Genomic DNA, 25,146 nt, shown 5'->3' with positions numbered 1-25,146 from the left:
GAATCCGAAGATGGATGTTGATCGGCGTTTGTGCTGCGATCGCAGGTGGGTTTGCGATCAGGGAATACCGTTTGATCCCCGAAGACCACGGTGGCGGCCGGATCAGCGTAGCCGTTGCCCATGAACAGGCAGTAGACGGGCGCATTCTGCTGGTAGATATCCGCACTCCGCGCGAATGGCGGGCATCCGGAATTGGCGAGGGTGCTGTGCCGCTGGATATGCGGCGCGAAGATTTCGTCAATGCACTGACGGAATTGACCGGTGGCAATCAGGCAGCGCCAGTGGCGCTGATCTGCGCGCGCGGTGTGCGTTCAGCACGCCTGAGCAACCGCCTGATCGAGGCTGGATTTACCAATATCATCGACGTGCCCGAGGGCATGCTGGGTTCGGCCGCAGGGCCGGGATGGGTTCGGGCCGGATTACCGGTTCAAAAAATTGATGAGGATGCAGGATGATCCGGGAATTCAGCCTGGCTTTAACCGTTACAGTGACCGGGCAAGCCGCTTTGGCGGGGTGTGCCGGGCAAGAGGATACATGTGAGACGCCCATGGGTGCCTATCACATCGAACTGCCCGATGCCGACAATGCGCCCATGGTGGTTTTCCTGCATGGGTATGGCGGCAGCGGGTCGGGTACGATGCGCAATCGCGGGATGGTCGAACCGCTGTTGAAACGCGGTTACGCGGTGATGGCCCCTGAGGGGCTGGAACGGCCCGACCGGGGCGGAACCAAAAGCTGGAATTTCTATCCAGGCTTTGGGGATCGGGACGAAACCGCTTTTCTGACCGAATTGGTGCAAGACGCGGCAAAGCGGTTTGGTATCGACGCCGACCGTGTCTTGCTGGGCGGGTTTTCCGCTGGTGCTTTCATGGTCAACTATCTGGCTTGCGAGGCCCCCGATACGTTCTCGGCCTATGTTCCGGTTTCCGGTGGTTTCTGGCGTCCGCATCCTGAAACCTGCAATGGACCGATCCGCATGTTCCATACGCATGGCTGGACAGACAATGTGGTGCCGCTGGAAGGGCGCCTGCTGGGCGGAGGGCGCTATCAGCAGGGGGATATCTACGCGGGCCTGGAAATCTGGCGTGATGCCAACAGATGTATAGATCACAAACCAACCGGGTTCAGTACTACAGGTGATTTCATGCGCCGACGCTGGACCACCTGTGCCGAAGGCAGCGCGCTGGAATTTGCTTTGTTTCCCGGAGGGCATACCGTTCCCGCGGGCTGGGCCGACATGATGGTCGATTGGTATGAAGGGCTTCCCGGCAGTTAATCACTCGGCCGGGGTCATGTTGCCTTTGCCTTCGACCAGTCGCTTCAGTTCATCGCGATAGCGGCGCGCTGACCGGGTGATGGCGGGTTCGCTGAAGTCCTCCCGCATTCCGACCATTTTGCGCGCGGCACCTGCCGAGACACCGCTGAGCGCAGATAATGGGATAGCCAGAGCCAGGCTGATGGCAATCGGGGCCAGCCAGATCGACACCAGACCGGACAGGATACCGACGCTCAGCGCCACTCCACTGACGGTTTCAAGTGCATGGCACAGGATCAGCGTTCGCAGACCATAGGTGCCACCGTCGCGGGCCTGAGGCGACCAACCGCGCTGAATGCCGAAAGCCGTACGGAAAACAGCGATCATCTGTTGCACCATCAGGATCGGAGCGTAAAGGATCGACAATAGAACCTCTGCCAGGAAAGAGCCAAGGAATTTCCGCCCGCCACCGAAATCCGCGTAGCGTACACCGCTTAGCGGCAGGGCCAGAACGCCCAGAACCTTGGGGGCCAACAGCATCGCGTACATGACCAGAATGATCAGCGCGTGACGGGTTTCCGACATCTCGGGCCATTGCGGGAACAGAGGATTGTCGGGGCTGAAATAATGCAGGACAGAGGCATCCTGACCCTGACCGATAAGCGCCCACATCAACAACAGGGCGAACCACAATGGGGACATCAGATAGCCGACTGCGCCATGGAACATGTGGAACCGCGACACGGCACGGAATCCGGATGAACCCAACAGTTTCAGGTGTTGCAGGTTGCCCTGACACCAGCGGCGGTCCCGCATGGCGTGATCGATGAGGGTGGGCGGTGTTTCTTCATATGATCCGCGAATGCGCGGCAGAAATCGCACGGCCCATCCGGCGCGGCGCAACAGGCCAGCCTCGACGAAATCGTGGCTCATGATCAGTTTGTCCTGACCGCTGAACGAACGCAGCTTGGGCAATCCGGCGCTTGCGGCAAAAGCCTTGGTGCGGATAATCGCGTTGTGGCCCCAATAGTTGCCTTCCTGCCCGCACCAGCGGGCCAGACCTTCGGCAAAGGCAATGCCGTAGACGCCGTTCGCAAATTGCTGCATCCGGGCAAAGACAGACTGCGCGCCGATCAGTTGCGGATAGCTTTGAATCAAGCCCGCACCCGGATCGCATGCCAGTGCATCGGTCAGGCGATGGATCGCGCGCCCGGTCATCAGGCTGTCGGCATCCAGCACCAGCATGGCATCCCAATCCGCGCCCCAGCGGCTGACCCAGTCGGCAATGTTGCCCACTTTGCGATCGGTATTCTGTTCGCGGCGGCGATAGTACAGCTCAAGCCCGGGTGCCAGCGTGGTGCGCAGTGCCTCGACGCTGGCCTGTTCCTGTGCCGCAATTTCCGGGTCGCGCGTGTCCGACAGGATGAACATGGCATAGTGGTGCTGCCCGCCGCGCGCCTGAAGATCTTCCAACATGGTGCGGGCATTGCCCAGTACGTTCCAGGGGACCTCGTTGTAGACCGGGGTCAGCAGCGCCACCCGCAGGGGTTGCCCTGCGGTCCGGCGCTTGGGACGTTCCTGTTTTGCCAGCGACACCATGCCCAGCAAAACGGTGCAGACGGTGAAGGAAATCCAGAAGAAGTTGAACGAGATCAAGGTCAAAAGGATGCCTTCAATCACGTTGATGCCCGCCGCACCGAACCAATCGCTCATGACCCATAGCAAGGCCAGAGTGGCGGCCATTGCAGGCGAAAAGGCAAGCGCGCGCCAGAATCCGGTAGATGACCTGTTCTGACCGGAAGGTGCGTCCGCATCCCGGAAACGTGCGCCAAAGTTCTGCGCAGGCATCGCCAGAGGGGCTTCGGGCGGCATGATATGCAGATCGCGGTTCATGTGGTCCATCGGTATAGCCAGACCTCTGAGGCAGGCTGTTTGTCTTTCAGCAACTGCGCCCGCAGTTCCACATGGTTACGATCGCCGGGCAGGAATGAGAACGCCAGACGCAGGCCACCGGTATCCGGGTTGCGTTGCAATACCCCGTCCGAGGTTTCCGCATGGGGGGAATCCACGAAAACCGTGATCGCGCCGATATCCGCGAACAATTCGCTGTCTTCAAAGTCGATGACGGCCAGCCGGCCTTCGCCAAAGGTGTTCTCGCCCATCGCGGTGTTGATTACGCGTGGCATCGGTGTGCGTTGGGGTTCTTCCCCCCAGATCAAGCGATAGGACAGGTCGACCTGACTGCCGGCCGCAAAGGGCTCAGCCGGACGCCAATAGGCGACGATGTTGTCATAGATTTCCTGATCTGCCGGGATCTCAACCAGCGTCACCGAGCCTTTGCCCCAATCTTCCTGGGGCTCGACCCACAGGCCCGGGCGCTTGTGGTAATTTGCCTCGAGATCGGCGTAGTCCGAAAACTCTCGTTTGCGCTGTATCAGACCAAACCCGCGTGGGTTTGTATCGACGAAGGATGAAACCTGCAGACGGGTCGGGTTGGCCAACGGACGCCACAAAACCTCGCCCGCGCCATTGCGGATCAGCAGGCCGTCACTGTCGTGTACAGCAGGGCGGAAATCGTCGAACCGGCTGTGGTTGGTCTGGTCGAACAGGAACATCGAAGTTCCCGGAGCGATGCCCACATGGGGCAGTTCTTCGCGCGGGAACAGCGTTGCCTCAACATCCATGATGCAATCAGCGCCCGCCGTGACGTTGAAACGATAGGCACCGGTCACGCTGGGGCTGTCCAACAATGCATGCACGACCATGTTGCGTTGGCCCGGTTCGGGACGTTCCAGCCAGAAACGGATGAATTCGGGGAATTCCTCGCCATCCGGATCGCCGGTTTTCAACGCCAGACCCCGCGCGGACAGTCCGTAGACCTCGTGCAGACCGATGGCGCGGAAATAGCTGGCCCCCTGCCAGACGCAGAATTCATCTGTCTTGCCGGGGCGGTGCATTTCAGTGCGCAGGCGCAGGCCGGAGAAGCCCAACGTGTCATCGATTGGCAGTTGCGGCACGTCTTCGGACTTGTCGAACATTTCCAGATCGAAGGCGACCGGCTTGGTCATGCCGTTCTCGACCGTCTCCACCTTTACGGTGCGGGGGAAATACAGGCCGGGGGTGAAGAAATCGACATTGAATGGCGTCTCGGTTTCGTACCACAGCGCCCGGTCAAGCCGGAACCGGATGGAGCGGTATTGCTGATAGGTCAGGTCCTGCCATTCCTGTGGTACCATCTCGCGTTCCACATAGGGGCGGCTGGCCAGATCGCGGGCCATTTCAATTACGTAATCACGGTCAAAAGGCGTCTCACCGCCCGTCGCGTACGCGGTCGGGGCAAAGGCCAAAGCAGTCGTCGAGACGAGGAATTCGCGGCGTGTGAATTTCATTTCTTCGACTTCCAGGGTTGTGACTTGAACCAAGCTGCCAGATAGGCAACGCCGATGATCATCGCAAACCCAATCATGTTGGCGACAAAGACAGTGGCGACATCCCGCCCAGCCTGATCCAGCGCGACGCCGATCAGCCGGGCCGCGGCCATGGAAAACACAAAGACGGCAAGGGATTGCTGGCCGACCTTGGTGATAACGGCGAGCAGAAATTGCCAGATACGTGCGCCCACACCATGACCTGTTGCGATCAGACGGTGGCCGCGCTCGCCCGCTGCAACCCATCCCAGATAGGCCAGCGACAGAAAGTGGACATATCGCAGAAGGCCGAACTCGGTTTTACCGCGCAGCTCTTCGGTCAGGGGCCAGCCCTTGCGGATCACTGCGCCTAGCTCGGGCGCAGCCGTATTGATCCAGGTGAAGACTTTCCAAGACCCGAACGGAGCCGACAGGACGACAAAGGCAATTGCCACCCAGATCAAAGACTTTGACACGGGCGGGGCCGGGATCCAACCGCGCATGAACGCAAAGCCGGTGAAGAACAGCAATTGCCAGCCAAAAGGGTTGAAGAACCACTGGCGCGCGGACCAGGGTTCAGCGGGAAGGGCCAGCGCGCCGGTTTGTGCGATGAACCAGATGGCCACGCAAACTGCCGCCATCAGCCAGAAACTGACGCGGTAGAGCGCCATGTAGAGCGGCATCAGCGCCAGTACGACCAGATACATCGGCAGGATATCGAAGTAGTTCGGAACATAGGTCAGAGTAAAAATCCCGACCATCTGCGGCGCGGGGTCATTGAAAAAATGCTGTAGGTTCAGCGACGAGACATAGGTTTTCTCGAACGTGCCAGTCTGATCCAGCGCGGCCATCGTCATGGCAACAAAGAAGAACAAGGCAATATGCGCCCAATAAACCTGCCAAATGCGGTACGCGACACGTGCGGTTCCCATCCACCAGCCTTTGCGCAGAAATGCACCTCCAAAGGCGATGGCCGAGGCCATACCCGAACAGAACACAAAGATCTCGGTTGCATCGGAATAGCCAAACCGCGCGGGAATCCATTTGGCCCAGGGATCATTGGGGATATGTGCAATCAGGATGATAAACATCGCAATGCCACGGTAGAAATCCAGCCGCGGATCGCGCGTGCTGGCAGAGGCTGCGGCGGGGGCCGCAGCGGGTGCAAAATCAGAAGCGGGCGATATGGTCGCCATACGTTTTCTGTCCTTCTTGGTCTTCTTGTTATTCGGCGGGGACGCTTTGCGCGTCGCCATTGTCACGGGCTGCGTCGATCAGGGCGCGGCGCGCGATGGCATAATTGTCTTCACCTCCGGCGCGCTTGGCCCGGCGATCATCCAGAATGCGCTCGACTGCATCGAGGCGCCCGGCCCGAACACCGGAATCGATGGTAATGCGTTCAAATACATCGCGTTGAGCGTGGCTGCCACCGGCCAGTTGCATGGAACCGCGTGCCGTCAAAAGGTGATCAAAGGCCGTGGCGTAATGACCGTCACCAAAGGCCTCGAGGCCCATGGCAGCGGCAACACCGGGATCCGCCATTCGGCGGGTCATGTCGTCATTGGCGCGCGCTGCATCCTTGTTCATGCGGCTCAGCATCTTGGCCGTGGCGTCGGCGCGGTTATCACCGGTCAGCGCCAGCAAATAGTGTAGATCCGCGAAGATCAGGCAGCCGTCTTCAGTCCGCGCTGCACTCAGATCAGCCAGTTCTTCCCAGCGGTTCCCAACATCTACGCCTTCGAGCTCAAGCCGAGTCAGAAGTGAAGTTGCGTTCGAGATGTCCCGGTAATCGTCGGTTTTGTCCTTGCGAATATGGGCGTCATACAGCTCCATCACATGATCGACCTGACCCAGATCCAGATGCATCAGTGCCTTGTGCCACCAGACGTGGTAACGGAAATTGTTGCAGTGGGACCAGGCGGCCTCACGCCCGGCCAGCCAGTCAAGGCCAAGCTGCGCGTTGCCTGTCATCTCATGAACGTGGGCCACCGCGTGAAGGCCCCAGGCGTCGTCGGACACCATCCACAGCGCCTGCCGGCCTGAGATCTCGGCCTTCTCGTAAGCGCCGGTTTCCTCCAGTGCGAAGGAATGACAGCCCAGCAGATAACCGCGCCCCGGATGATCCGGTTCATAAGCGGGCATCACCCGCTCGATCGAGCGGCGCATTCCGCCCGGATCACCCAGAACGAAGCGGGTTGCGTGGCTTAGTTTCATCGCCAGAGTGTCCTGCGGATGGTCACGCAGGAGTCTTTCGAATGTCTGAACCGCCTGCGCCTGTTGGCCGGCCAGATACAGGGCCAGCGACTCCACATACAGACGTTCGCGCTCAGTTACGGGCTGACGTTCCGTCGCCGCATTGGCGGCAGCCAGCGCTTCGACGGCAACCGCCATCATCTCTCGCCGTCCAAGCAGCGCCATGAACAGACCTTTGATCGCATGACCCAGCGCGAAGTCGGGCTCAAGCTCGAGCACTTTGCCCAGATGCTGAGGAGTGACCGCGGCATGAGCCATGAACCCAAGCAGAACACCATTCCAGGCTTCGACGGCTGCCGGCTGGGTCAGGGTGTTCATCTGTCCGAAAACGTCTTGTTTCATGCTTGGGTCCAATCTGATTGCGATATTTGACACTGTTCGATGTAACAGAGTGTGCGAGAGGGGCGTAACAGTATCGACCCTGCTCTCGAATTGGTGAAATGACGTGTGCGTAAAAGACGAAAAAAACCGCCGATTCAAGGGCATGTTTCAGCAACTTGCCGCCTAAATGTGCAAGTATTTCAATCCTCGAACGGGTTTTCAGCGCTCAGAACGGCCTCGGTATCGGCTCCACAGACCGGTGGAGCATTTCGATATGTTACAGGCGTGCGAGACAGGTTCAGAGGATTCCCTATCAGGTTGACCTGACCCGGATGGGCCTGCATGGCAATCTGCATTTGTCTTGCAGCCACTTGTTCCGTGTTGAAAACCTGATCCAGCGTCTGCACCGGGCCGACGGGCACTTTGACAGCTTCCAGGCCGGAAATAACGGTCTGGGTGTCCAGCGCCTGCACCGCAGGACGAAGGATGGAATTCAGTGCGTCACGATGCTCCAATCGGGCCGGGTTGGTCGCGAATCTCGGATCGTCTGCCAGTTCAGGAGCATTGATGAAGCCGCAGAGCTTTCTGAACTGGCCGTCATTTCCAACCGCGAGAATCACGTGCCCATCGGCGGTTTCGTAAACGTCATAAGGGACGATATTCGGGTGCCCGTTGCCGCGTCTTTGCGGAACATTGCCTGACGTCAGATAGTTGACGCCTTCATTGATCAGCCAGGCAATCTGAGAATCTACCAGCGCCAGATCGATCTGTTGGCCCTCGCCGGTCAAGTCGCGGTGGCGCAGTGCGGCCAGGATACCAACAGTCGCATACATCCCGCACATCACGTCGGCGATGCCAACGCCCACTTTCATGGGGGCGCCCTCGGGGTCGCCGGTCAGCGACATGATCCCGCCATAGCCCTGCGCCATCAGGTCGTAGCCGGGCTTGCTGGCATTCGGCCCAGTTTGACCGTAGCCCGAGATTGAACAGTACACGAGGCTTGGAAACTCTTGCGACAGGGTGGCGTAGTCCAGCCCATACCTGGCCAAGCCGCCCGGTTTGAAGTTCTCGATCAGGATGTCCGCGTGTGACGCCAACCGTCTGATTTCCGCCTGACCCTCGGTCGAGGAGATATCCAGCGCGACGGATTTCTTGTTGCGGTTGGCCGACATGAAATAGGCGCTCAGATCCGAGCGGTTGCCCTCGGCATCGCTCACGTATGGCGGGGCCCATTGCCGCGTGTCATCGCCCCCGGTTGCCGGGTTTTCGATCTTGATGACGCTTGCACCCAGATCGCCCAGCAGTTGCGTGCAGGTGGGGCCTGCCAGGATCCGGCTAAGGTCCAGAACCTTGACACCCTTCAATGGGCCTTCAGATGCGGCCATCATAGCCTCCACGCTCAACTTCAGCGGCAATCACTGTAAATGTCTCAGCCTTTACAGCAGCTTCCAGTGCGGCGCGCAACTCTGTCCTGTTATGAACCGTATGGCCATTGCCGCCAAAGGCCCGGCCCATGGCGGCAAAGTCATGATGGCCGAAATCGACGCCCGTGCTACGCATCTGTCGCTGGCGTTGTTTCAACTCGATCAGGGCAAGGCTGGCATCGACGAAAACCAGAAAAATCGGGTTGCCGCCCATTTCAGCAGCAGTCGACAATTCTCCTGCAACCATTAGGAACCCGGCATCGCCCGAGAAGCTGATCACCGGGCGGTCGGGCTCTGCCAGTTTCAGGCCAATGGCCATCGGAACAGCGCAGCCCATAGTGCAGAGCGCCGAGGATTGGATCAACCCGCGTTCTTCGTTGCACGCCCACATCTGGCTCAGCAGAATGCGGTGAGCGCCACTGTCGGCGGTGGCCAATGTTTCAGGCGGCAGGACAGCGCGGGTTTCGGCAATGACGGCAGCGGGCCCCCAGCTTTCATCGGTGGGGAAGGCCTTTGCCAGCGCGGCTTTAACCTGCGCTGGCTCGTTGCCCGGCCATGTTTCACGGGCCGGGTTGCCTTTGGCAATTGCCTCCAATGTCTCGCCCGTGTCGGCGACAAGGTTCAATCCAGCCTGATGCATGTAGTGGTCGTTGACCACGGCAGAGATATCGATGACGCGTTTTTCTTCCGGATCCCAGATCTCACGCCAACCGGTGCGCATTTCGATCGGGTCATATCCCAAACACAATACCAAGTCCGATTGTTCGACCAGAGGCACGAGATGCTTGTCAGCCAGCGGCGACAGCCCCGCGCCGCCGAGACACAGCGGGTGATCCTCGGGCACGACACCTTTGACCTTGTAGGTCGTCACGAAAGGAATATCAAAATTTTCCAGGAACGCCTGTACCACACTGCGCGAGTCGTCATAGAGGACATCCAGGCCGATAATGGCAATGGGGCGTTCAGCCTCGGCCACCCAGCGGCGGGCCTTCTCAAGGCATTCACCGCCGGGGCTGACCGGCGCGACCTTGGCCAGCCGGCGGCGTTTCACGCCGGTTGCAGGCGTGTCGGCCACTGAAATCGGAACGTCGATATGAACCGGGCCCGGTCGTGGTTGCATGGCCAGTGACACCGCCTTGCCAGCAATGACATCCGCGCCTTTGGCTGTCAGTGTATAAGTGCCCTTGGTGATCGAGCGATAAACCCGGCTGTGATCCATGACCTGATGGGTATAGGTCAACGCTTCGTCCGCGTCGACGCATCCGGTCAGAACGACCATCGGCACACGATCCTGCAAAGCGTTCGCCACCACATTGATCCCGTTCATTGCACCCGGACCCAGCGTGGCCACCAGAATCGCAGGTGCACCGTCGCGATGATGCACGGCTTCTGCCATGAACCCGGCAGAGTTTTCGTGCTTGGTCAGATGAAAGGTGATCCCTGCCTTTTCCAGTGCGTCGACCAGCGTCAGGACCTCGCCCCCCGGCATCCCAAAGGCGTGACGACAGCCCGCTTCATAAAGACGTTGGGCCAGAAGATCCGCAGCGCGGGGCGAGGAGTCCTGCATCAGTCATGCTCCGAGAAACTGTTTCGAAGCAGATTGCGGAGGACGCCTCTGGACGCAAGGCGGTTCACGGCAGTGTGACTATTTGACTGCGCTTTCAGCGATCGATTGAAACTTTGTGTCAAGTTCTGTGGCAATATTCACCAGGTCTTGCCCACCTTCCGATGCGTAAGGCGTAAAGACAAAGCTGGGGGTCTTGTAAGACAGGGTCGCCGTCCCGTCTTCGTTCTCGGTTACGTAAAACCGGATCGGAGCCTCGATCATCGCGTGGACCGAGGTCTCCAGAACCTGCACGGCGTAGTCATTGTTGAAGGCCCCGATCACGCGGTTTCCCGGAAGGGTAATCCCACGTGCTGCCGCCGCTTTGGTCGGGCCCGCCTGAGTCACGACGATCAGTCCGTTTTCCTTGATCGCGGCTTTGGTTGCGTCAACCAGCTCGGCGTACGGCTTTTGGGATGGGTATACGGCCCAGCCCTCGGGCGTGTCTTGAGCCCAAAGGGGTAAAGCGATCAGGCAGAGCAGGGGAATGAAGGCTTTCATCACGCGTCTCCGGTATCTTGCTTTGACCTGTGTGCCAGACTTGAGAGCTCTGCGCAGTCACGAATCCGTGTTCGCCGAGCAGCGCTGCACCTCGCGTTTCTTCAGCACGTAGATATCCATGATCCAGCCATGATCGGCTCGGGCGCGGGCGCGCGTATCAAGGATCCGCTGCGCGACCTGATCCAACGGGCCACTTATCAACAGCTCTTCTTTCATACCCACATAGGCACCCCACCAGATGTCATACTCTGCCCTTTCAAGGGATTGGAACGAGCATTCCCCATCCAGCATGACGGCGACTTTTGAAGCGGTTTCAGGCCAGCCTTCATCCCTGATACGGCGCCCGGTGGTCACGACATAGGGTGCGCCCAGATCATTGATCGGGATCGCATGAGCCGCGGTTAATGCCTGCAAGGCTGTGATACCCGGAATCACCTTGGTGTTGGGCTTGGGGTCCAGCCGCGCCGCAATGCGCAGCGAACTGTCATACAGGGACGGATCGCCCCAAATCAGCAGCGCAATGTGCTGCGCCTCCGGGTGGGCCTCTATCGCGTCTTGCCAGCGCAGTGCAATGGCGTCGTGCCATTCGTCTACGCCATGCAGATAGCCGTCATCCGCGCGGCGCTTGGGGATGTCAAAATAGGCAATCTCCGGCGGTGTCTCGGTTACCCGATCAATGATTTCCTCACGCAGCCCGGCCAGATCGGCCTTGTTCTCACCTTTGCGGGGGATCAGGATCAGATCGGCCGACCGGATCGCCTGCGCACCCTGAAAGGTCACATGATCCGGGTTGCCGGTGCCGATGCCAATCAGGCTCAGGTCAATCATCTTCGCACTCCGCCAGCGGCCCATAAAGGATCAGGGCCGGAGCTGTGCCGATCTCGGATTTCAGCTGTTCGGCCAAGGCGCCGATGGTGGCGCTCGTCAGCTTCTGATCCGGGGTCGAAACCGATTCAGCCATTAGGGCAGGCGTATCCAAAGGCAGGCCGCGGGAATGCAAAGCTTCTGCCAGAAGCGGGAAAGTACGTTTGCCCATGAATACGACGGTGGTGGCCTGAGAATCTGCCAGTGCTGTCAGGTTCAGATCGTCCGGCAACGCGCCACTGACATCATGTCCTGTCACGAACTGCACCCGCCGTGCGGTCAGACGACGCGTCAGCGGAATGCCAGCGGCAGCTGCGGCAGCGACGGCAGACGGGATGCCGGGAATGATCTCGAATTCAATGCCTGCATTACGCAGGGCAACAAGCTCTTCTTCCAGGCGCCCGAACATGCCGCCATCGCCGGACTTCAGCCGCACGACATGTTGGCCGGTCTGGGCGTAGTCCACAAGCAACCGGCTGACATGGTCCTGCTTGGGGGACGGTCGACCGGCCCGTTTGCCCACGCCCACAAGATCCGCGTCTTCGCGCGCATGGCTCAATATAGGCCCGCTGCTGAGGTCATCGAACAAAACCGCATCGGCCTTTTGCAGGCGATCTACGGCCTTCAGTGTCAGCAATTCCGGATCACCAGGGCCGGATCCGACGAAAGAGACAAATCCGCTCATTCAGATGCCTCCGCAATCAGGTGAAAGAACGTACCGGTGACATTGCCGCGAACAGAGCCGGTCTGAGGCCCTTCTGCGCCTTCGGCATCAAACACACGGGCGAGTGGCGCGTCAGGCTGATCCACGATCGAGGAATAGTGGAACTCATGCCCGCGCAGCGCCGCATTCTGTGCAAATCCCGGCATCGGGGCCAAAAGTTCGGCTTTGCGATAGCCCAGGTTGAATTTGCGTTTTTGGTACGACGTCACCAGCCCCAGCAGGCCAGCCATTTCATGCCGCACGCCATCCTTGTCGATCAGCGCATGACCCAGCGCCATATATCCACCGCACTCCCCATGCACAGGCCTTGTTTCCGCGTGCTTGCGCAGACCAGCGAGGAACGTTCCGGCAGCAGCCAACGTCCCGGCATGCAGTTCCGGATATCCGCCGGGTAGCCAGACCAGATCGGCATCCGTCGCCGGAGCTTCATCGGCCAGAGGTGAGAAGGGCAGTATCTCGGCCCCTGCTGCGCTCCAGCCTTCCAGCAAATGCGGATAAGTAAAGGAAAATGCCGCATCGCGAGCCAGTGCAATCCGCTGGGCCGGAGGGCGCGGCAGCGCGTCTGACGATGGCCCAATGGGGCCTGAGGAAGCCGCCCGTTTGATCGTTTCCAGTTCCACATGTTCGCGCAGAAATGTAGCATATCCCACAATGGCGCTTTCCAGATCCGGGTGTTCGACGGCTTGAATCAAACCCAGGTGACGCTCGGGGAGGGTAAGGTCGCCTCGGCGCGGCAGAACACCGAGTACCGGCAAGCCTGCACGTTCCATCCCCAACCGTGTCAGGCGCTCGTGCCGTGGGCTGGCGCAGCGGTTCAGGATCACTCCCGCAAAGGGCAGATCGGGGTTGTACATCTTGAACCCCAGCGCTGTGGCCGCCGCAGATTGCGCCTGACCGCCAACATCCAGAACCAGTACGACCGGCCAACCCATCCGTGCGGCAGTCTCGGCGCTTGACCCATGACCCAACTCGCCCGGCTTGGCCACGCCATCGAACAGGCCCATCGAGCCTTCGGCCACCACGATGTCAGCGCCTTCGGCCTGAGCTGAAATTGCGTTCAACAGCGGGTCACCCATCGCCCAACTGTCAAGATTAAACGAAGCCCGCCCAGCCGCTGCTCGGTGGAAGGCGGGGTCAATATAATCCGGTCCGCTCTTGAACGGTTGAACGGTCAGGCCATCCTCGGCCAGCGCTCGCAACAGGCCCAGCATGACCGTTGTCTTGCCTGTGCCGGAGGACGGTGCGGAGATCAGAAGGCCCGGAGGGTTAATCATCACCATGGCTCCAGCTCGACCAGGGGCTCTCGGCACTTTGTGGACGATAGCGGCGGTCGTAATCTTTCGAATAAAGGCAGCTTTCGTCAAAGCCTTCGCCCGCCAGTGCCGGACCAACCATGATCAACGCAGTGCGCAAGATGCCGTCGTCCAGGGCTTCCTTGAGCGTTTCTAGCGTCGCGCGGATGATCCGTTCATCCGGCCAGCTTGCGCGATAGACCACGGCAACTGGGCAGTCAGTGCCATAGGCTGGGATCAGGTCAGCAATGACCTTGTCCAGATTGCCGATCGACAGATGAATGGCAAGTGTCGCCCCTGTGCGTGCGAAATTCTTCAACGTCTCGCCTTCGGGCATGGAAGATGCGCGGCCCGGCGTCCGGGTCAGAACCACGGATTGCGCCAGGCCGGGCAAAGTAAGTTCGGTTCCCAAAGCCGCCGCAGCCGCGGCAAAGGACGGAACGCCCGGGGTTACGCTGACCGGGATGCCCATTTTTTTCAGGCGGCGGATCTGTTCCCCCATCGCCGACCAGACCGACAGGTCGCCGGAATGCAGACGGGCCACATCCTGGCCGGCCTGATGTGCGGCCTCGATCTCGGCCATGATCTGATCCAGGTCCATTGGTGCGGTGTTCACGATCTTTGCACCTTCGGGGCAGTGGTCGAGGATTTCTTCCGGAACCAGGGAGCCTGCATAGAGGCAAACGGGGCAGGATGCGATGATGTCGCGTCCACGTAGTGTCAACAGGTCGGCAGCGCCCGGTCCGGCGCCGATGAAATGAACGGTCATATCTGTCCTCCGATGGCTATGGCACAGGTCGCCAGCCGGTCGTCTGAAATCTGTCTGGGTGAAAGCAGCCGCGCGCCCAAGCCAAATAGCTTTCCGGCGGCGGCCAATGCGGATGCTTCGGCCACGCTTCCGGTGCCATAGGTGGCGCGGCTGCGGGTCGAGCAGGTAAGCGTGCGTTGACCGGCCAGATCGGAGGCGGCAACGAAATGCAGTGGAAGGGACAGTTCTTCGGCAAAAACTGTCAGGGCGGAATGACCTTCCTTGTCGGCAACAGTTGCCAGGGCGGTCACATCCCTGCTCGCTGCCGCCGCATCATACGCGGCGCGCAGGCTGTCGACTGTGGCGGCAGACGAGAATCCCAAACCGGCAACGATCATAGCGTTACGCTCCACTGCACTACCGGGTAGGCGGATTTCCAGCCGCGGCGTGGTCCAAGCGGCGCAGATTGTGCGAGTTCGATCCGCAGGAGTTCACCGCCCAGCTTCTCATGCCAATGGGCAAGTGTGGCCTCGCTTTCCAAAGTCACCGCATTGGCGATCAGACGCGTGCCAGAGGGTAGATTCGTGTGCACCCAGTTCAGCAGGTCTGCACTGAGCCCCCCCCCGATGAAAACCACATCAGGCAATTCTAACCCGTTCAGCGCAGCGGGCGCGGTGCCATGGATGACGTTCAACCGATCCTGTCCCAATGCAATTGCATTCCGACGAATGCGATCTGCTCTTTCAGCGCGGGGTTCTATGCTGGTTGCGGTCAGGTTTGGGTCACACATCAGCCACTCGATGCTGATCGAACCAGTGCCCCCTCCGATATCCCACAGATGCTCGCCCCGTTGCGGGGCAAGCGCCGAGAGTGTCAGCGCGCGGATCGGGCGTTTGGTGATCTGCCCGTCCGTCTCAAAGATGGCGTCCGGTTTACCAGACGCTTTGGACAGGGCGGGTCCTGCACCGGAAACTTCCAGCCCGACGCAGACCGGATGGTCGAACGTACCCAACAGCGCTTCGGTTAAGGTGACTGTTCGGGTGTTTTCGCGCGGGCCACCTAGGGCCTGCATCACATGCAGGGCCGAGTCGGCAAAGCCTGTCTCGGTCAGATACGTAGCCAGTTCCGCCACGGCTTTTCCGTCGCGCAGCAACAGGATCGCGTGCAGTCCCGGGGCCAGATGCGGTCGCAAACGGGTCAGTGGGGCGGCATGCAAGCCGAAAGTCAGAGTGTTTTCCAAAGGCCAGCCGAGCCGGGCAGCGGCGAGAGAAAAGGTGGATTGGCCGGGCAGGGCGGTCCATTCACCGGCATCGAAATTGCGCGCAATGACGGAACCTGCGCCAAACCAAAACGGATCGCCCGAGGCCAGAACAACGGTCTGCCGGCCACGCAATCCTTTCAGGATAGGCAGCCCATCCGAGAACGGCGCTGGCCATTCGACACGTTCCGCCCCTGTTTCAGGCAGCAACGACATGTGACGGGGCGGCCCCATGATCACTTCGGCCCGGTCCAGCACTTGACGGCTGGCAGTCGACAGGCCATCAAACCCGTCTTCGCCCAATCCAAGAACGGTCAGCCACGGAGATTCAGACATGACAAACCTCCTGATCCTTGGCGGAACGACCGAGGCCAATGCGCTGGCCAAAGCTGTTTCGGAACAAGGGATTGCGGCTGTGTATTCCTACGCTGGACGGGTCGAAAACCCGCGTCCGCAGCCTTTGCCGGTAAGGGTTGGCGGTTTCGGCGGTCCGGAAGGTCTGGCCGCCTATGTCAGTGACAATGCCATCACCCATGTCGTGGACGCGACCCATCCATTTGCGGCCCGGATGAGCCGGAACGGGATTGAGGCGTGCGCCGCGACGCGGACGCCATTGGCCGCGTTGACCCGCGCGGCCTGGATGTCGCAGCCCGGCGATATCTGGCATCACGTGCCCGATATCGCTGCCGCCGTCGACGCATTGTCCGGCGATGCTCAGCGTGTCTTCCTTGCAGTTGGCCGAATGCATCTTGAAGATTTTTCGACCCAGCCTCAACACAGTTACCTGCTGCGCCTTGTGGATGAGCCCGACACTTTGCCCTTGCCGAACGCAGAGGTGGTCGTCGCCAGAGGGCCGTTTGCCGAAGCAGACGACCGAGCGCTGATGCAGCACCATGGGACGCAGTTGGTCGTGTCCAAGAACGCAGGCGGCTCGGGGGCGCGCGCCAAGCTGGATGCGGCGCGGGCGCTGGGCCTGCCCGTGCTGATGATCGATCGCCCGGTTCTGCCGAAGCGGACCGAGTTTTCGCAGGTCGGACAGGTTCTGGACTGGCTGTTTCATCCCTGATCCTCATCAGGGGTGAAGCGAGGAGTGTAAATGATGGGTGCTCCATCGCGCTCGATGACACGCGTGCGGGATGAACCCACGATCACCACGGTCTGCATATCAGCCATGTCGGGCGTGGCTTCGGCCAGTGTCGAAATACGCATCTCTTCATCTGTCCGCGATACGGCGCGGGCGAACAGGATCACACGCTCGGGCTCACACTCGTCGCGCAGGACTTCCAGCGTCTTTACAAAGCCTTCCGGGCGGGACTTCGAGCGTGGATTGTAAAAGGCCATCGAGAAATCCGCCTGTGCAGCAAGACGCAGGCGTTTTTCGATCAATGACCATGGTTTGAGATTGTCGCTGAGGTTGATGGCGCAGAAATCATGCCCCATTGGGGCGCCCGCGCGCGCGGATGCAGCCAACATCGCCGTGATCCCCGGCAGCACATCGATCTGAAAGTCGCGCCATTCTGCGGGGCCGTTTTCCAGCGCTTCGAAAACGGCCGCCGCCATGGCAAACACGCCGGGATCACCCGAGGATACAACGACCACGCGTTTGCCTTCTGCGGCCATTTGCAGCGCGTGTCGCGAACGGTCTATTTCGACCCGGTTGTCACTGGCATGCAGTGTCAGGCCGGGGCGCTCGGAAATACGCGCCACATAAGGAATATAGCCCACAACATCGGTGGCTTCGGCCAGTGCGGCCGTTACTTCTGGCGTAACAAGCGCCTCGTCACCCGGCCCAAGACCGGCAATCTTGACCCAGCCGCTCATGGTCGCCGCCCCTGACCGTGCACGACGATGATCGAAAAATACGGGGTGATCTTCTCGCAGGCTTCAGACAGCTTAGTCACCGTCTGGTTTGGCATCTGCGCATATTCCACGATCCATGCCCGGTCATACAGGCCAGCTGTCTTCAGAGCGCGTTTCACCTTGTCGATGTTGCGCCCGATTTTCATCACGACCAATGCATCGGTTTTAGCCATGCGTTCAGCCAGCGTGTCTTCGGGCAGGGTGCCAACCAGCACGGTCAGAACATCATCACCCCAGGTGATCGGGTCTCCTGTCGCGGTCCAGGCTCCGGACATGCCCGTAATGGCGGGTACAACTTCAACCGGCGCGTCTTCGCGTAGACGACTGTAAAGATGCATGAACGAGCCATAGAAGAACGGATCACCCTCGCACAGAACAACCACGTCCTCACCCTGTTCGGACAGGGCCTTGAGATGCTTGGTGCAGTCTTCGTAGAACGCAGCCAGCAATTCGTTATAGCGCGGATCTGTCACCGGGATCTCGGTGGTCACGGGATACTCCATAGGGAACTCGATAGCACCTTCGGGGATCATCCCGTTGACGATCTTGCGTGCCTGGCCGCTGCGACCGGGTTTGCGGAAGAACGCCACATGTTTTGCATTGCGCAGCAGGCGATCCGCCCGGACGCTCATCAAATCCGGGTCGCCGGGGCCAAGGCCCACACCGTATATGGTGCCCATCTTCATTCTGCCCGGCTTGCGATGGCGTTGACGGCCGCCACTGTGATGGCGCTGCCGCCCAGACGGCCTTTGACAATGCAGGACGGCACCGGTTGGGCTTCCCAAAGCGCATCCTTGGATTCCACCGCACCGACAAAGCCTACCGGGCAGCCGATGATCGCGGCAGGGCGCGGGCAATCCGGGTCTTCCAGCATGTTCAGCAAATGAAAAAGCGCGGTGGGCGCATTGCCGATGGCGACCAGCGCGCCCTCCAGATGCGGCCGCCACAGCTCCAGCGCAGCGGCGGAACGGGTGTTGCTCATCTCGGCGGCCAGCGGGCGTACGCGTTCATCGTGCAGGGTGCAGATCACCCCGTTATCGGCGGGCAGGCGGAAGCGGGTGACGCCTTCGCTGACCATGCGCGCATCACACAGGATCGGTGCACCGTTTTCCAATGCAGTACGGGCCGTTTGCACGAAGCCGGGCGAGAAATGCACGAACTCTTCCAGTCCGACCATACCCGCGGCGTGAATCATCCGAACGGCAACCTGCTCTTCATCGGCATCAAACCGGTCCAGATCAGCCTCGGACCGGATGGTGGCAAAGCTTTCCTTGTAGATCGCTGCGCCATCGGTTTCGTATGTATAGGGCATCAGGTGAAGTCCATGGTCATGAGTGTTTGGGGGTCAAGCCCGCGCTGGCAGGGCTCATCCCCCGCGCGGCCCTGTTTGACAAGATCAAATCGTCCGTTATCGCCTACCAATGTGATGTCAGCGGGGCCCATGCGGGCGCATCCCTTGCTACAGCCTGAAACATGGAGACGTCCGGAAACACGCGAAGCCAATGCGCGGGCGATGTCGCGCGTCTCTGCCTGTGCCTGCGGGCAGAACGGTGCGCCGGGGCAGGCGTCGGTGGTCATCAACGGATCGGTTCCATCTTCGACAAACGCCGAGGCAGGTATCGCCGCCCCGCCTTCCAGCAGGATCAGCCGCCACGGTGTGACGCGCAGGGCGCAAGCACCGCTGTCCTCGATCAGATCATACAGCTTGCGCGCAGGCAGCGACCCAAAAGCCGCTCCGTACAGAGCACCCAGTTCACAGGGGCCGGGTTGAAGCTTTGCGCCAACAGAACCGGGCGCACACCCTTGCCATTCCTGCGGCAGGGCGTCGATGACACGCGCCATGCGGCGTGTCTCGGGTGTGTAGGTTTTGGAAAACCACATTGCCAGCGCAATCACGTGGTCAATGGCGTCGGTCTCGGTCACGCTCCGCCCGGTTTCGCACCCGTCGGCGCGCAGGATCAGGCCGTCTGCAACGGTTTCCAGACGAATATCCGCCGAATCCGACGCCAGCAGACGTTCGGGGCCTGTGTCGATTGCAAAGCCGAATTTTGCAGGCAGGGCCGGCAGGTCCGCAAGCCGGCCAATCAGTTCATGGGTCAACCGAGCGGTCAAATCGCCCGCCTGATAGAGCGGTGTAACCAGAATATTGCGGCGTATTTCGATGCCGGGTTCCGCATCCAGCAGGTTCAGCGCGGCAAGCTCTTTGAGCAGAGGCTGGTGGTCTTCCTCGTCCACGCCCCGCATTTGCAGATTGGCGCGATTGGTCAAATCGATCGAGCCGTTGCCAAAGCGGTCCGCCAGATCGCACAGTCCCAGAGCCTGATCGGCGTCCAGACGCGCCAGCCGGGGCCTGACCCTGACGACCAGACCGTCACCGGACATCATCGGACGATGGGCGCCGGGGCACCAGCCCTGAACAATTGGTGCACTCATCTCAATTTCTCCAAATCGGCCCGGATGGAATTCCGGCGCGTGTTCCAAAGCCCGGCCTCCAGCAGCGCGCGGAACCGGTCCTGCATGGCCTGACGAGCTTTGGGATTGGCCTCTTGCAGGAACGCGTCCACCTCTGCGTTGCCCAGCGTGGCATCGTGGTAGAGGTCAAATAGATGTGCTGCGACCGTGCCGGACAAATGCGCGAATGAGGCCATATGATCCAGCGTCGCTGCGATTTCAGCGGCTCCGCGGAAACCATGGCGTTGCATCCCGGCGATCCAGCCGGGATTGGTGGCGCGGGCATGGACGACACGGCTGATTTCTTCAGGCAAGGTGCGGGCACGAGGATTTTCCGGATTTGTGTTGTCCAGATGGTACAGCTGCGCGGTTCCGCCGGCGATCTTCTTGGCGGCGGCAAAACCCGCTTCGTGTGTGGCATAATCGTTGGCCAGAAGAAGATCGGTTTCGGTCAGGTCCTGCAAGTGGACAAAGCTGTCCGCATTTGCAACGCGTTGGGTGATACCGTCCTTGTCCTGTGATATGTGTTCGCCTTCCAATGCAAAAGAGCTGGCCTCAAGCCACGCTTCACCTGCCTGTGCACGGGCCTCGTCGGTATACACCTCGGAGAGTTCGGTCATGTTGACGCCATAGCTTCCGGGCGCAGGTCCATAGACCCGCGCCACCGGCTCCTGCCCGGCATAGGGGTTCCAGTCCGCCGCCTCATCACGCGCGGCCAATGCGCGAACCGCTTGGCCAAACAAAGCGGACAGCGTCGGGAAAACATCCCGAAACAGGCCCGACACCCGCAAGGTCACGTCCAGGCGCGGGCGGCTCAGGTCAGTGATCGGCAGAACCTCGATGCCGGAAACCCGCTCGGACCCTTTGTCCCATACAGGTTTGACGCCCAGCAGGTGCAAGGCCATGGCAAATTCCTCGCCCGCCGTGCGCATGGTGGCTGACCCCCACAGATCGACGATCAGCCCTTTTGGGTAATCGCCTTCTTCCTGAAGATGGCGTCGCACCAGTTCCTCGGCCAGTTTCACACCCTGCGCATAGGCCGCACGGGTCGGAACCGACCGCGGGTCAGTGGTGTAAAGGTTCCGCCCGGTGGGCAGAACATCTGACCGACCACGATAGGGTGAACCCGAAGGCCCGGCATCGATCCGTTTGCCCCCGAGCGCTTTGATCAGCGCGTCGCGTTCAGCGTGGGCCGACGGGGCCGGATCGAAATTGCCCGTCACCTCGGGCACGCGCCCGAAGATGTGCAGCCCGTCGCCAAACTGGCTTTCCTTGATGTCACAGACAAAGCGGTCGATACGTGTGATCGCTTCGGCGGTGCAGGTTGCCTGATCAAGGCCGAGATCGCTTTCCAAGCCAATGGCCTGCGCTTCATCACGGATATCTTCCTGCAAGCGGTCACGGCGTTTGGGGTCAAGCCCGTCGGCGTTCGAAAACTCATCCAGCAGCGATTCAAGCCGGACCATCCGATCCGGCGTGCCACTTTCCTTCATCGGGGGCGGGATGTGGCCCAGCGTGACCGCTCCAATCCGGCGCTTGGCTTGCGCGGCTTCACCGGGATCATTGACGATAAAGGGATAAATCACCGGCAGATCGCGGATCAGCGCCTCGGGCCAGCAATGAGCAGACAAAGCGACCGATTTTCCGGGCAACCATTCCAGCGTTCCATGTGCCCCGATGTGGATCAGCGCGTTCACGCCCAACCCTTTGCGCAGCCACAAATAGAAGGCGACATAGCTGTGGCGCGGGGTGCGCGAGAGGTCATGATAGTCGTCATCACGCAGCTCGGGCGTGCCGCGTTCGGGTTGCAGCGCGACCAGCGCCTTGCCGCGTCGCAGTGCGGTGAAATAAAAGACCCCATCGGCACAGGCCGGATCATCTTCGGGCGCGCCCCATGCGGTGTGCAGATCGGTGCGCAGGGTCTCGGGCAAATCCGCAAGCGCATCCAGATAATCCTCGAGCGCCCACGAAATCCGTGCGTCCAGAAGAGTGTCGGCAATCGGCTCGCCAGTCGCGATGTCATAGCCTTCTTCGCGAAGATCGGACAGCATCGCTTGGGCCGAGGCCAGCGCGTCAAGGCCAACCGCATGGGCCATCTGCCAGTCTTTGCCGGGATAAGTGGACAGGACCAGCGCGGGAATCTGATCTGCCTTGGGTTTATCGTTCAGTGCAAGCCAGCCCGAGACACGGTCGATGATCGCTTCGATCCGGTCCGGTTCGGGCCGATGTGCAAAGCGCGCGTATTCCAGATGAGGATCGCGTTTGCCGGGTTCCTTGAAAGACGCGACTCCCGCCGAGATCCGCCCATCCACCTCGGGCAGTACCACATGCATGGCCAGATCGGCGGGGGACAGCCCGCGTTCTGCTTCGGCCCACGCTTTGCGGCGCGAGGTGGCGAGAGCGACCTGAAACACAGGCACATCTGCTGCGTCCAGAGGCGATGTTCCCGACGCACCTTTGCCCGAGAAGGCAGTGGCATTGACAATTGCCGATGGTTTCAGCGCAACAACCTGTTCCCGCAACCAGTCGGCGGCCACAGGCGCCTTGAGCGACGGGGCAAACAGGCCCATCGCCTCGAATCCACGGGCCCGCAGGCTGCGGATCAGGGTGGCGATCGGGGCGGTGTCTGCCGAGGTCAGGTAAGCGCGGTAGAAGGTGACGAGGATGCGTTTAGCGTTATCTTCGAACGCGGTTTCCACCGGGATTACGCCGCGACCCGGACACCACGCGCCACATTCGGGCAAGGTCTTGGCGCCCATCACCGGACCGGCATAAAGCCCTGCCGCCAGAGCCATCTGTGCCAGTGCGGCCTGTGCCGCGACCTCGCCGCCGGTATCGCACAGATGCGCCAGCCGCCGCAGGGTCGAGACGGGCAAGGTGGAATAGTCATCCAACCGCGTATCCTCGCGCCCGTCCGCTGGGAGGACGGCCAGAGCGATGCCTTTGGCCTGCGCCAGTGCCAGAACCTGCTGCAGGCCGTAGGACCAGTAGGGCACGCCACCGATCAGACGGATCAGAATGCCCTTGGCGCCCTCGAGCGTCTGCTCGACATAGGTGTCAACGGACAGCGGGTGTTTCAAAGCTGTCAGATTGGCCAGCCGCAGGGTCGGCATTCGCCCATCCGGTCCGCCACCACGATGCCAGCCCGCCGCGAAAGCACCCAGGTCGCTGTCCGAGAAAGACAGCACCACCAGTTCTGCTGGGCTCTGGCCCAGATCGGTCGGGGTCTCGGTTTCCTCGAGCCCGTGGCTTTCGCGGAAGACGACGTGCATGGGTCTTACTCGGCAGCCTCACGCACACCCACGAGGATTTCGCGGATTTCCGCCTCTTTGATGTCGTCATGCTCGGCGATGACGACCAGACGCGAACGGCGCTCTTCGCCGGGTTCCCACGGACGGTCATACTGGTGACGTACCCGCGCACCCACGGCTTGTACCAACAGACGCATGGGCTTTCCCTGAACGGCGGCATACCCTTTGACCCGCAGGATGTTCAGCTCATTGGCGAGGCGTTCGATTTTGGCCACCAGTTGGGTCGGATCGGCTTGCTCGGGCAACTCGACGATGATGCTTTCGAAATCGTCATGCTCGTGATCATGGTGGCCGTCGTGATGCGAAGGGCGGGCGTCCATGTCATCCTCGGCGGCGGCTTCCAAACCCAACACAACGCGAACGTCCACCGCACCTTCGGCCACTTCGACCACGGGCAGGGGACGCGGCGCCTCGGCGGCGATGATCTCGCGTGCTTTTACCACGCCTTCAGGGCCGGCGAGGTCGGGCTTGGTCAGCAGGATGATGTCGGCGCAGGAGATCTGATCCTCGAACACCTCGGACAGGGGCGTTTCGTGGTCGATCGAGTCATCGGCCATGCGCTGGGCATCCACCGCTTCGACATTGGGCGCGAAGCGACCGGCGGCTACAGCCTCGGCATCGGCTAGGGCGATCACGCCATCCACGGTGATTTTCGAGCGGATGTCGGGCCAGTCAAACGCCTTCAGCAATGGTTTGGGAAGCGCCAGTCCCGAGGTTTCGATCAGGATGTGATCCGGGCGCGGTTCCAGAGCCATCAGGGCCTCGATGGTGGGAATGAAATCATCTGCCACGGTGCAGCAGATGCAGCCATTGGCCAGTTCCATGATGTTTTCCGCCGGGCAATCGGGAATGGCGCAGGATTTCAGGATGTCGCCATCGACGCCTACATCGCCGAACTCGTTGACCACGACAGCAAGGCGCTTGCCCTGCGGGTTCTGCATCAGATGACGCACCAAAGTGGTCTTGCCCGAGCCCAGAAAGCCGGTGATCACTGTGACGGGGAGTTTTTCGAGGTTCGACATGTCAGGCTCCAATCGGGGGAATGCGCGAGGCACAGTTTTTTCGGAAATGTTCGGGGCGTTCGCGCCATTTCACCAAACCATCTTCAGTGGCCAGATACTTGGTCGCACCGTCGACAATGACGTCGACATGATCTGTTTCGCTCAGGTTTTCATAGACGAATGTCCAGCGGCCCGGCCCGCCGCGCAATACGATCGAACAACCTTGATCGCAGTTTGACAGGCATTCTACGGCTTTCAGGGTGACACCGTCGGGCAGGTCAGCCTGTTCCAGGGCCTTGTGCAACAAAGCGCCCGGGCGTTGCGCGTCATCTTCGACAGGCAGGCCGCGACGGCAGGTGGTACAGACCAGCAACTCGACTGGTGTGGTCTCGGTCATGTCTCTCATCCCCCCAAATCCTCTTCGCGGGGGACGGGGTTTCATGCGGGCCACGATTGGTCACGGACCCGACACCGGAACACCCCGCCCGGTTTCAACTTCGGTTGTTGGCAGGTCTCCCGGCTTGCGGATGCCAGAGGAGGGCCTCTGTCGGATGTCCCGCCTTCCCGGCCTTTGGGCCAGTGGCATTGGGCATCCTCTCCGTTCACGGTCGCGGGGGCGGCTGCGTTTGGCGGCATGACCGTTGACGCATTCCCTTTTCATCGGCTGTCACCGACACCAACGAAAGGGACATGCGGCACCGCTGGCCTGCTTGTCAAGCGAGTCGCGCGTAACAATGATGCGGAGGAGTAGAAAGCGACCTGTGGGCGTCGATGGGCGGCATGTCGTGCGGGGTACAGCCTGAGATGAGCCCGGCGACGAACGGTATCTCTGCCAGGGTCGTACACTGTGGTGAGCGGGTGCCTGGACAGAAC

23 protein-coding genes and 1 riboswitch are annotated in these 25,146 nt (G+C 60.7%); of the genes, 3 read left to right on the top strand and 20 right to left on the bottom strand.

Going from position 1 to position 25,146, the window contains the following annotated elements:
* Nucleotides 1-14: 14 nt before the first annotated feature.
* Nucleotides 15-455, top strand: a complete 441-nt coding sequence (locus AC2FEB_RS08140) for a rhodanese-like domain-containing protein (protein ID WP_299901668.1) — start codon at nucleotides 15-17, stop codon at nucleotides 453-455.
* The gene (locus AC2FEB_RS08135; RefSeq protein WP_496674764.1) at nucleotides 452-1,276 is read left to right on the top strand and encodes a CE1 family esterase; all 825 of its coding nucleotides are present in this window, start codon (nucleotides 452-454) and stop codon (nucleotides 1,274-1,276) included. Before AC2FEB_RS08140 ends, AC2FEB_RS08135 begins: the two co-directional genes overlap by 4 nt.
* Here AC2FEB_RS08135 and mdoH read toward each other — a convergent pair whose 3' ends face one another.
* The 13 genes from mdoH to cbiE form a co-directional block, all read right to left on the bottom strand.
* A complete protein-coding gene (gene mdoH / locus AC2FEB_RS08130) occupies nucleotides 1,277-3,148 on the bottom strand; it encodes a glucans biosynthesis glucosyltransferase MdoH (RefSeq protein WP_496674766.1) in 1,872 nt (623 codons plus the stop codon).
* On the bottom strand, nucleotides 3,145-4,644 hold the full coding sequence (locus AC2FEB_RS08125) for an OpgD/OpgG family glucan biosynthesis protein (RefSeq protein ID WP_496674768.1): 1,500 nt from the start codon (nucleotides 4,642-4,644) through the stop codon (nucleotides 3,145-3,147). Before AC2FEB_RS08125 ends, mdoH begins: the two co-directional genes overlap by 4 nt.
* Nucleotides 4,641-5,858 (bottom strand): OpgC family protein, encoded by a 1,218-nt coding sequence (locus tag AC2FEB_RS08120; protein WP_496674770.1) that lies wholly within the window; start codon nucleotides 5,856-5,858, stop codon nucleotides 4,641-4,643. Before AC2FEB_RS08120 ends, AC2FEB_RS08125 begins: the two co-directional genes overlap by 4 nt.
* 28 nt (nucleotides 5,859-5,886) lie before the next feature.
* Entirely contained in the window at nucleotides 5,887-7,257 is a 1,371-nt protein-coding gene (locus tag AC2FEB_RS08115; protein ID WP_496674772.1) for a tetratricopeptide repeat protein, read from the bottom strand.
* A 179-nt stretch (nucleotides 7,258-7,436) separates the two neighbouring features.
* Complete coding sequence (locus AC2FEB_RS08110; protein WP_496883986.1) at nucleotides 7,437-8,621, bottom strand: CaiB/BaiF CoA transferase family protein; 1,185 nt, start codon at nucleotides 8,619-8,621, stop codon at nucleotides 7,437-7,439.
* Entirely contained in the window at nucleotides 8,608-10,227 is a 1,620-nt protein-coding gene (locus AC2FEB_RS08105) for a thiamine pyrophosphate-binding protein (protein WP_496883985.1), read from the bottom strand. The genes AC2FEB_RS08110 and AC2FEB_RS08105 overlap by 14 nt, the downstream gene beginning before the upstream one ends.
* 78 nt (nucleotides 10,228-10,305) lie before the next feature.
* Entirely contained in the window at nucleotides 10,306-10,764 is a 459-nt protein-coding gene (locus AC2FEB_RS08100) for a DUF302 domain-containing protein (protein WP_496674778.1), read from the bottom strand.
* A gap of 57 nt (nucleotides 10,765-10,821) precedes the next feature.
* Entirely contained in the window at nucleotides 10,822-11,592 is a 771-nt protein-coding gene (gene cobF / locus AC2FEB_RS08095; protein WP_496674780.1) for a precorrin-6A synthase (deacetylating), read from the bottom strand.
* On the bottom strand, nucleotides 11,585-12,313 hold the full coding sequence (cobA, locus tag AC2FEB_RS08090; RefSeq protein WP_496674782.1) for a uroporphyrinogen-III C-methyltransferase: 729 nt from the start codon (nucleotides 12,311-12,313) through the stop codon (nucleotides 11,585-11,587). Before cobA ends, cobF begins: the two co-directional genes overlap by 8 nt.
* A complete protein-coding gene (locus AC2FEB_RS08085; RefSeq protein WP_496883984.1) occupies nucleotides 12,310-13,632 on the bottom strand; it encodes a cobyrinic acid a,c-diamide synthase CobB in 1,323 nt (440 codons plus the stop codon). Before AC2FEB_RS08085 ends, cobA begins: the two co-directional genes overlap by 4 nt.
* The gene (cobM, locus tag AC2FEB_RS08080; RefSeq protein ID WP_496674786.1) at nucleotides 13,619-14,413 is read right to left on the bottom strand and encodes a precorrin-4 C(11)-methyltransferase; all 795 of its coding nucleotides are present in this window, start codon (nucleotides 14,411-14,413) and stop codon (nucleotides 13,619-13,621) included. Before cobM ends, AC2FEB_RS08085 begins: the two co-directional genes overlap by 14 nt.
* The gene (locus AC2FEB_RS08075; RefSeq protein WP_496674788.1) at nucleotides 14,410-14,790 is read right to left on the bottom strand and encodes a cobalamin biosynthesis protein; all 381 of its coding nucleotides are present in this window, start codon (nucleotides 14,788-14,790) and stop codon (nucleotides 14,410-14,412) included. Before AC2FEB_RS08075 ends, cobM begins: the two co-directional genes overlap by 4 nt.
* Complete coding sequence (cbiE, locus tag AC2FEB_RS08070; protein ID WP_496883983.1) at nucleotides 14,787-15,986, bottom strand: precorrin-6y C5,15-methyltransferase (decarboxylating) subunit CbiE; 1,200 nt, start codon at nucleotides 15,984-15,986, stop codon at nucleotides 14,787-14,789. The genes AC2FEB_RS08075 and cbiE overlap by 4 nt, the downstream gene beginning before the upstream one ends.
* On the opposite strand from cbiE, the gene AC2FEB_RS08065 reads away from it, so the two are divergent.
* Nucleotides 15,985-16,716 carry a cobalt-precorrin-6A reductase gene (locus tag AC2FEB_RS08065; protein ID WP_496883982.1) on the top strand — a complete coding sequence of 244 codons (732 nt, stop codon included), beginning with the start codon at nucleotides 15,985-15,987 and terminating at the stop codon, nucleotides 16,714-16,716. The genes cbiE and AC2FEB_RS08065 overlap by 2 nt on opposite strands.
* Here AC2FEB_RS08065 and cobJ read toward each other — a convergent pair.
* Genes cobJ through AC2FEB_RS08030 form a run of 7 tightly spaced genes read right to left on the bottom strand, consistent with a single transcriptional unit; the run spans nucleotide 16,707 to nucleotide 24,670 of the window.
* Nucleotides 16,707-17,471 carry a precorrin-3B C(17)-methyltransferase gene (gene cobJ / locus AC2FEB_RS08060; RefSeq protein WP_496674793.1) on the bottom strand — a complete coding sequence of 255 codons (765 nt, stop codon included), beginning with the start codon at nucleotides 17,469-17,471 and terminating at the stop codon, nucleotides 16,707-16,709. The genes AC2FEB_RS08065 and cobJ overlap by 10 nt on opposite strands.
* Complete coding sequence (locus AC2FEB_RS08055; RefSeq protein ID WP_496674795.1) at nucleotides 17,468-18,196, bottom strand: precorrin-2 C(20)-methyltransferase; 729 nt, start codon at nucleotides 18,194-18,196, stop codon at nucleotides 17,468-17,470. The genes cobJ and AC2FEB_RS08055 overlap by 4 nt, the downstream gene beginning before the upstream one ends.
* Complete coding sequence (locus tag AC2FEB_RS08050) at nucleotides 18,193-18,822, bottom strand: precorrin-8X methylmutase (RefSeq protein ID WP_117869510.1); 630 nt, start codon at nucleotides 18,820-18,822, stop codon at nucleotides 18,193-18,195. The genes AC2FEB_RS08055 and AC2FEB_RS08050 overlap by 4 nt, the downstream gene beginning before the upstream one ends.
* Nucleotides 18,822-19,943: a ferredoxin-like domain-containing protein gene (locus tag AC2FEB_RS08045; RefSeq protein WP_496674797.1), complete on the bottom strand. Its 1,122-nt coding sequence runs from the start codon at nucleotides 19,941-19,943 to the stop codon at nucleotides 18,822-18,824. The genes AC2FEB_RS08050 and AC2FEB_RS08045 overlap by 1 nt, the downstream gene beginning before the upstream one ends.
* A complete protein-coding gene (gene cobN, locus AC2FEB_RS08040; protein ID WP_496674799.1) occupies nucleotides 19,940-23,233 on the bottom strand; it encodes a cobaltochelatase subunit CobN in 3,294 nt (1,097 codons plus the stop codon). Before cobN ends, AC2FEB_RS08045 begins: the two co-directional genes overlap by 4 nt.
* 5 nt (nucleotides 23,234-23,238) lie before the next feature.
* Nucleotides 23,239-24,294, bottom strand: a complete 1,056-nt coding sequence (cobW, locus tag AC2FEB_RS08035) for a cobalamin biosynthesis protein CobW (RefSeq protein ID WP_117869507.1) — start codon at nucleotides 24,292-24,294, stop codon at nucleotides 23,239-23,241.
* Nucleotide 24,295: 1 nt separating this feature from the next.
* Nucleotides 24,296-24,670 carry a DUF1636 family protein gene (locus tag AC2FEB_RS08030; RefSeq protein WP_170347195.1) on the bottom strand — a complete coding sequence of 125 codons (375 nt, stop codon included), beginning with the start codon at nucleotides 24,668-24,670 and terminating at the stop codon, nucleotides 24,296-24,298.
* Nucleotides 24,671-24,762: 92 nt separating this feature from the next.
* Nucleotides 24,763-24,969: riboswitch (cobalamin riboswitch) on the bottom strand.
* Nucleotides 24,970-25,146 lie beyond the last annotated feature (177 nt).

The organism is Ruegeria sp. YTSC106 (assembly GCF_059609765.1).
Note: the sequence above shows the minus strand (reverse complement) of the source record. Positions and strands in the feature narration are given on the sequence as shown.

What these genes read in the sequence shown, in the direction of transcription:
- AC2FEB_RS08050 (WP_117869510.1), bottom strand. Translation starts at nt 18,822, where the DNA reads ATGCCCTATACATACGAAACCGATGGCGCAGCGATCTACAAGGAAAGC.
- cobN (WP_496674799.1), bottom strand. Translation starts at nt 23,233, where the DNA reads ATGCACGTCGTCTTCCGCGAAAGCCACGGGCTCGAGGAAACCGAGACC.
- AC2FEB_RS08125 (WP_496674768.1), bottom strand. Translation starts at nt 4,644, where the DNA reads ATGAAATTCACACGCCGCGAATTCCTCGTCTCGACGACTGCTTTGGCC.
- cobF (WP_496674780.1), bottom strand. Translation starts at nt 11,592, where the DNA reads ATGATTGACCTGAGCCTGATTGGCATCGGCACCGGCAACCCGGATCAT.
- AC2FEB_RS08110 (WP_496883986.1), bottom strand. Translation starts at nt 8,621, where the DNA reads ATGGCCGCATCTGAAGGCCCATTGAAGGGTGTCAAGGTTCTGGACCTT.
- AC2FEB_RS08135 (WP_496674764.1), top strand. Translation starts at nt 452, where the DNA reads ATGATCCGGGAATTCAGCCTGGCTTTAACCGTTACAGTGACCGGGCAA.
- cobW (WP_117869507.1), bottom strand. Translation starts at nt 24,294, where the DNA reads ATGTCGAACCTCGAAAAACTCCCCGTCACAGTGATCACCGGCTTTCTG.
- AC2FEB_RS08085 (WP_496883984.1), bottom strand. Translation starts at nt 13,632, where the DNA reads ATGGTGATGATTAACCCTCCGGGCCTTCTGATCTCCGCACCGTCCTCC.
- cbiE (WP_496883983.1), bottom strand. Translation starts at nt 15,986, where the DNA reads ATGTCTGAATCTCCGTGGCTGACCGTTCTTGGATTGGGCGAAGACGGG.
- AC2FEB_RS08105 (WP_496883985.1), bottom strand. Translation starts at nt 10,227, where the DNA reads ATGCAGGACTCCTCGCCCCGCGCTGCGGATCTTCTGGCCCAACGTCTT.
- AC2FEB_RS08030 (WP_170347195.1), bottom strand. Translation starts at nt 24,670, where the DNA reads ATGACCGAGACCACACCAGTCGAGTTGCTGGTCTGTACCACCTGCCGT.
- AC2FEB_RS08120 (WP_496674770.1), bottom strand. Translation starts at nt 5,858, where the DNA reads ATGGCGACCATATCGCCCGCTTCTGATTTTGCACCCGCTGCGGCCCCC.
- AC2FEB_RS08140 (WP_299901668.1), top strand. Translation starts at nt 15, where the DNA reads ATGTTGATCGGCGTTTGTGCTGCGATCGCAGGTGGGTTTGCGATCAGG.
- AC2FEB_RS08115 (WP_496674772.1), bottom strand. Translation starts at nt 7,257, where the DNA reads ATGAAACAAGACGTTTTCGGACAGATGAACACCCTGACCCAGCCGGCA.
- cobJ (WP_496674793.1), bottom strand. Translation starts at nt 17,471, where the DNA reads ATGAGCGGCTGGGTCAAGATTGCCGGTCTTGGGCCGGGTGACGAGGCG.
- mdoH (WP_496674766.1), bottom strand. Translation starts at nt 3,148, where the DNA reads ATGAACCGCGATCTGCATATCATGCCGCCCGAAGCCCCTCTGGCGATG.
- AC2FEB_RS08100 (WP_496674778.1), bottom strand. Translation starts at nt 10,764, where the DNA reads ATGAAAGCCTTCATTCCCCTGCTCTGCCTGATCGCTTTACCCCTTTGG.
- AC2FEB_RS08065 (WP_496883982.1), top strand. Translation starts at nt 15,985, where the DNA reads ATGACAAACCTCCTGATCCTTGGCGGAACGACCGAGGCCAATGCGCTG.
- AC2FEB_RS08075 (WP_496674788.1), bottom strand. Translation starts at nt 14,790, where the DNA reads ATGATCGTTGCCGGTTTGGGATTCTCGTCTGCCGCCACAGTCGACAGC.
- cobA (WP_496674782.1), bottom strand. Translation starts at nt 12,313, where the DNA reads ATGAGCGGATTTGTCTCTTTCGTCGGATCCGGCCCTGGTGATCCGGAA.
- AC2FEB_RS08045 (WP_496674797.1), bottom strand. Translation starts at nt 19,943, where the DNA reads ATGAGTGCACCAATTGTTCAGGGCTGGTGCCCCGGCGCCCATCGTCCG.
- AC2FEB_RS08055 (WP_496674795.1), bottom strand. Translation starts at nt 18,196, where the DNA reads ATGAAGATGGGCACCATATACGGTGTGGGCCTTGGCCCCGGCGACCCG.
- cobM (WP_496674786.1), bottom strand. Translation starts at nt 14,413, where the DNA reads ATGACCGTTCATTTCATCGGCGCCGGACCGGGCGCTGCCGACCTGTTG.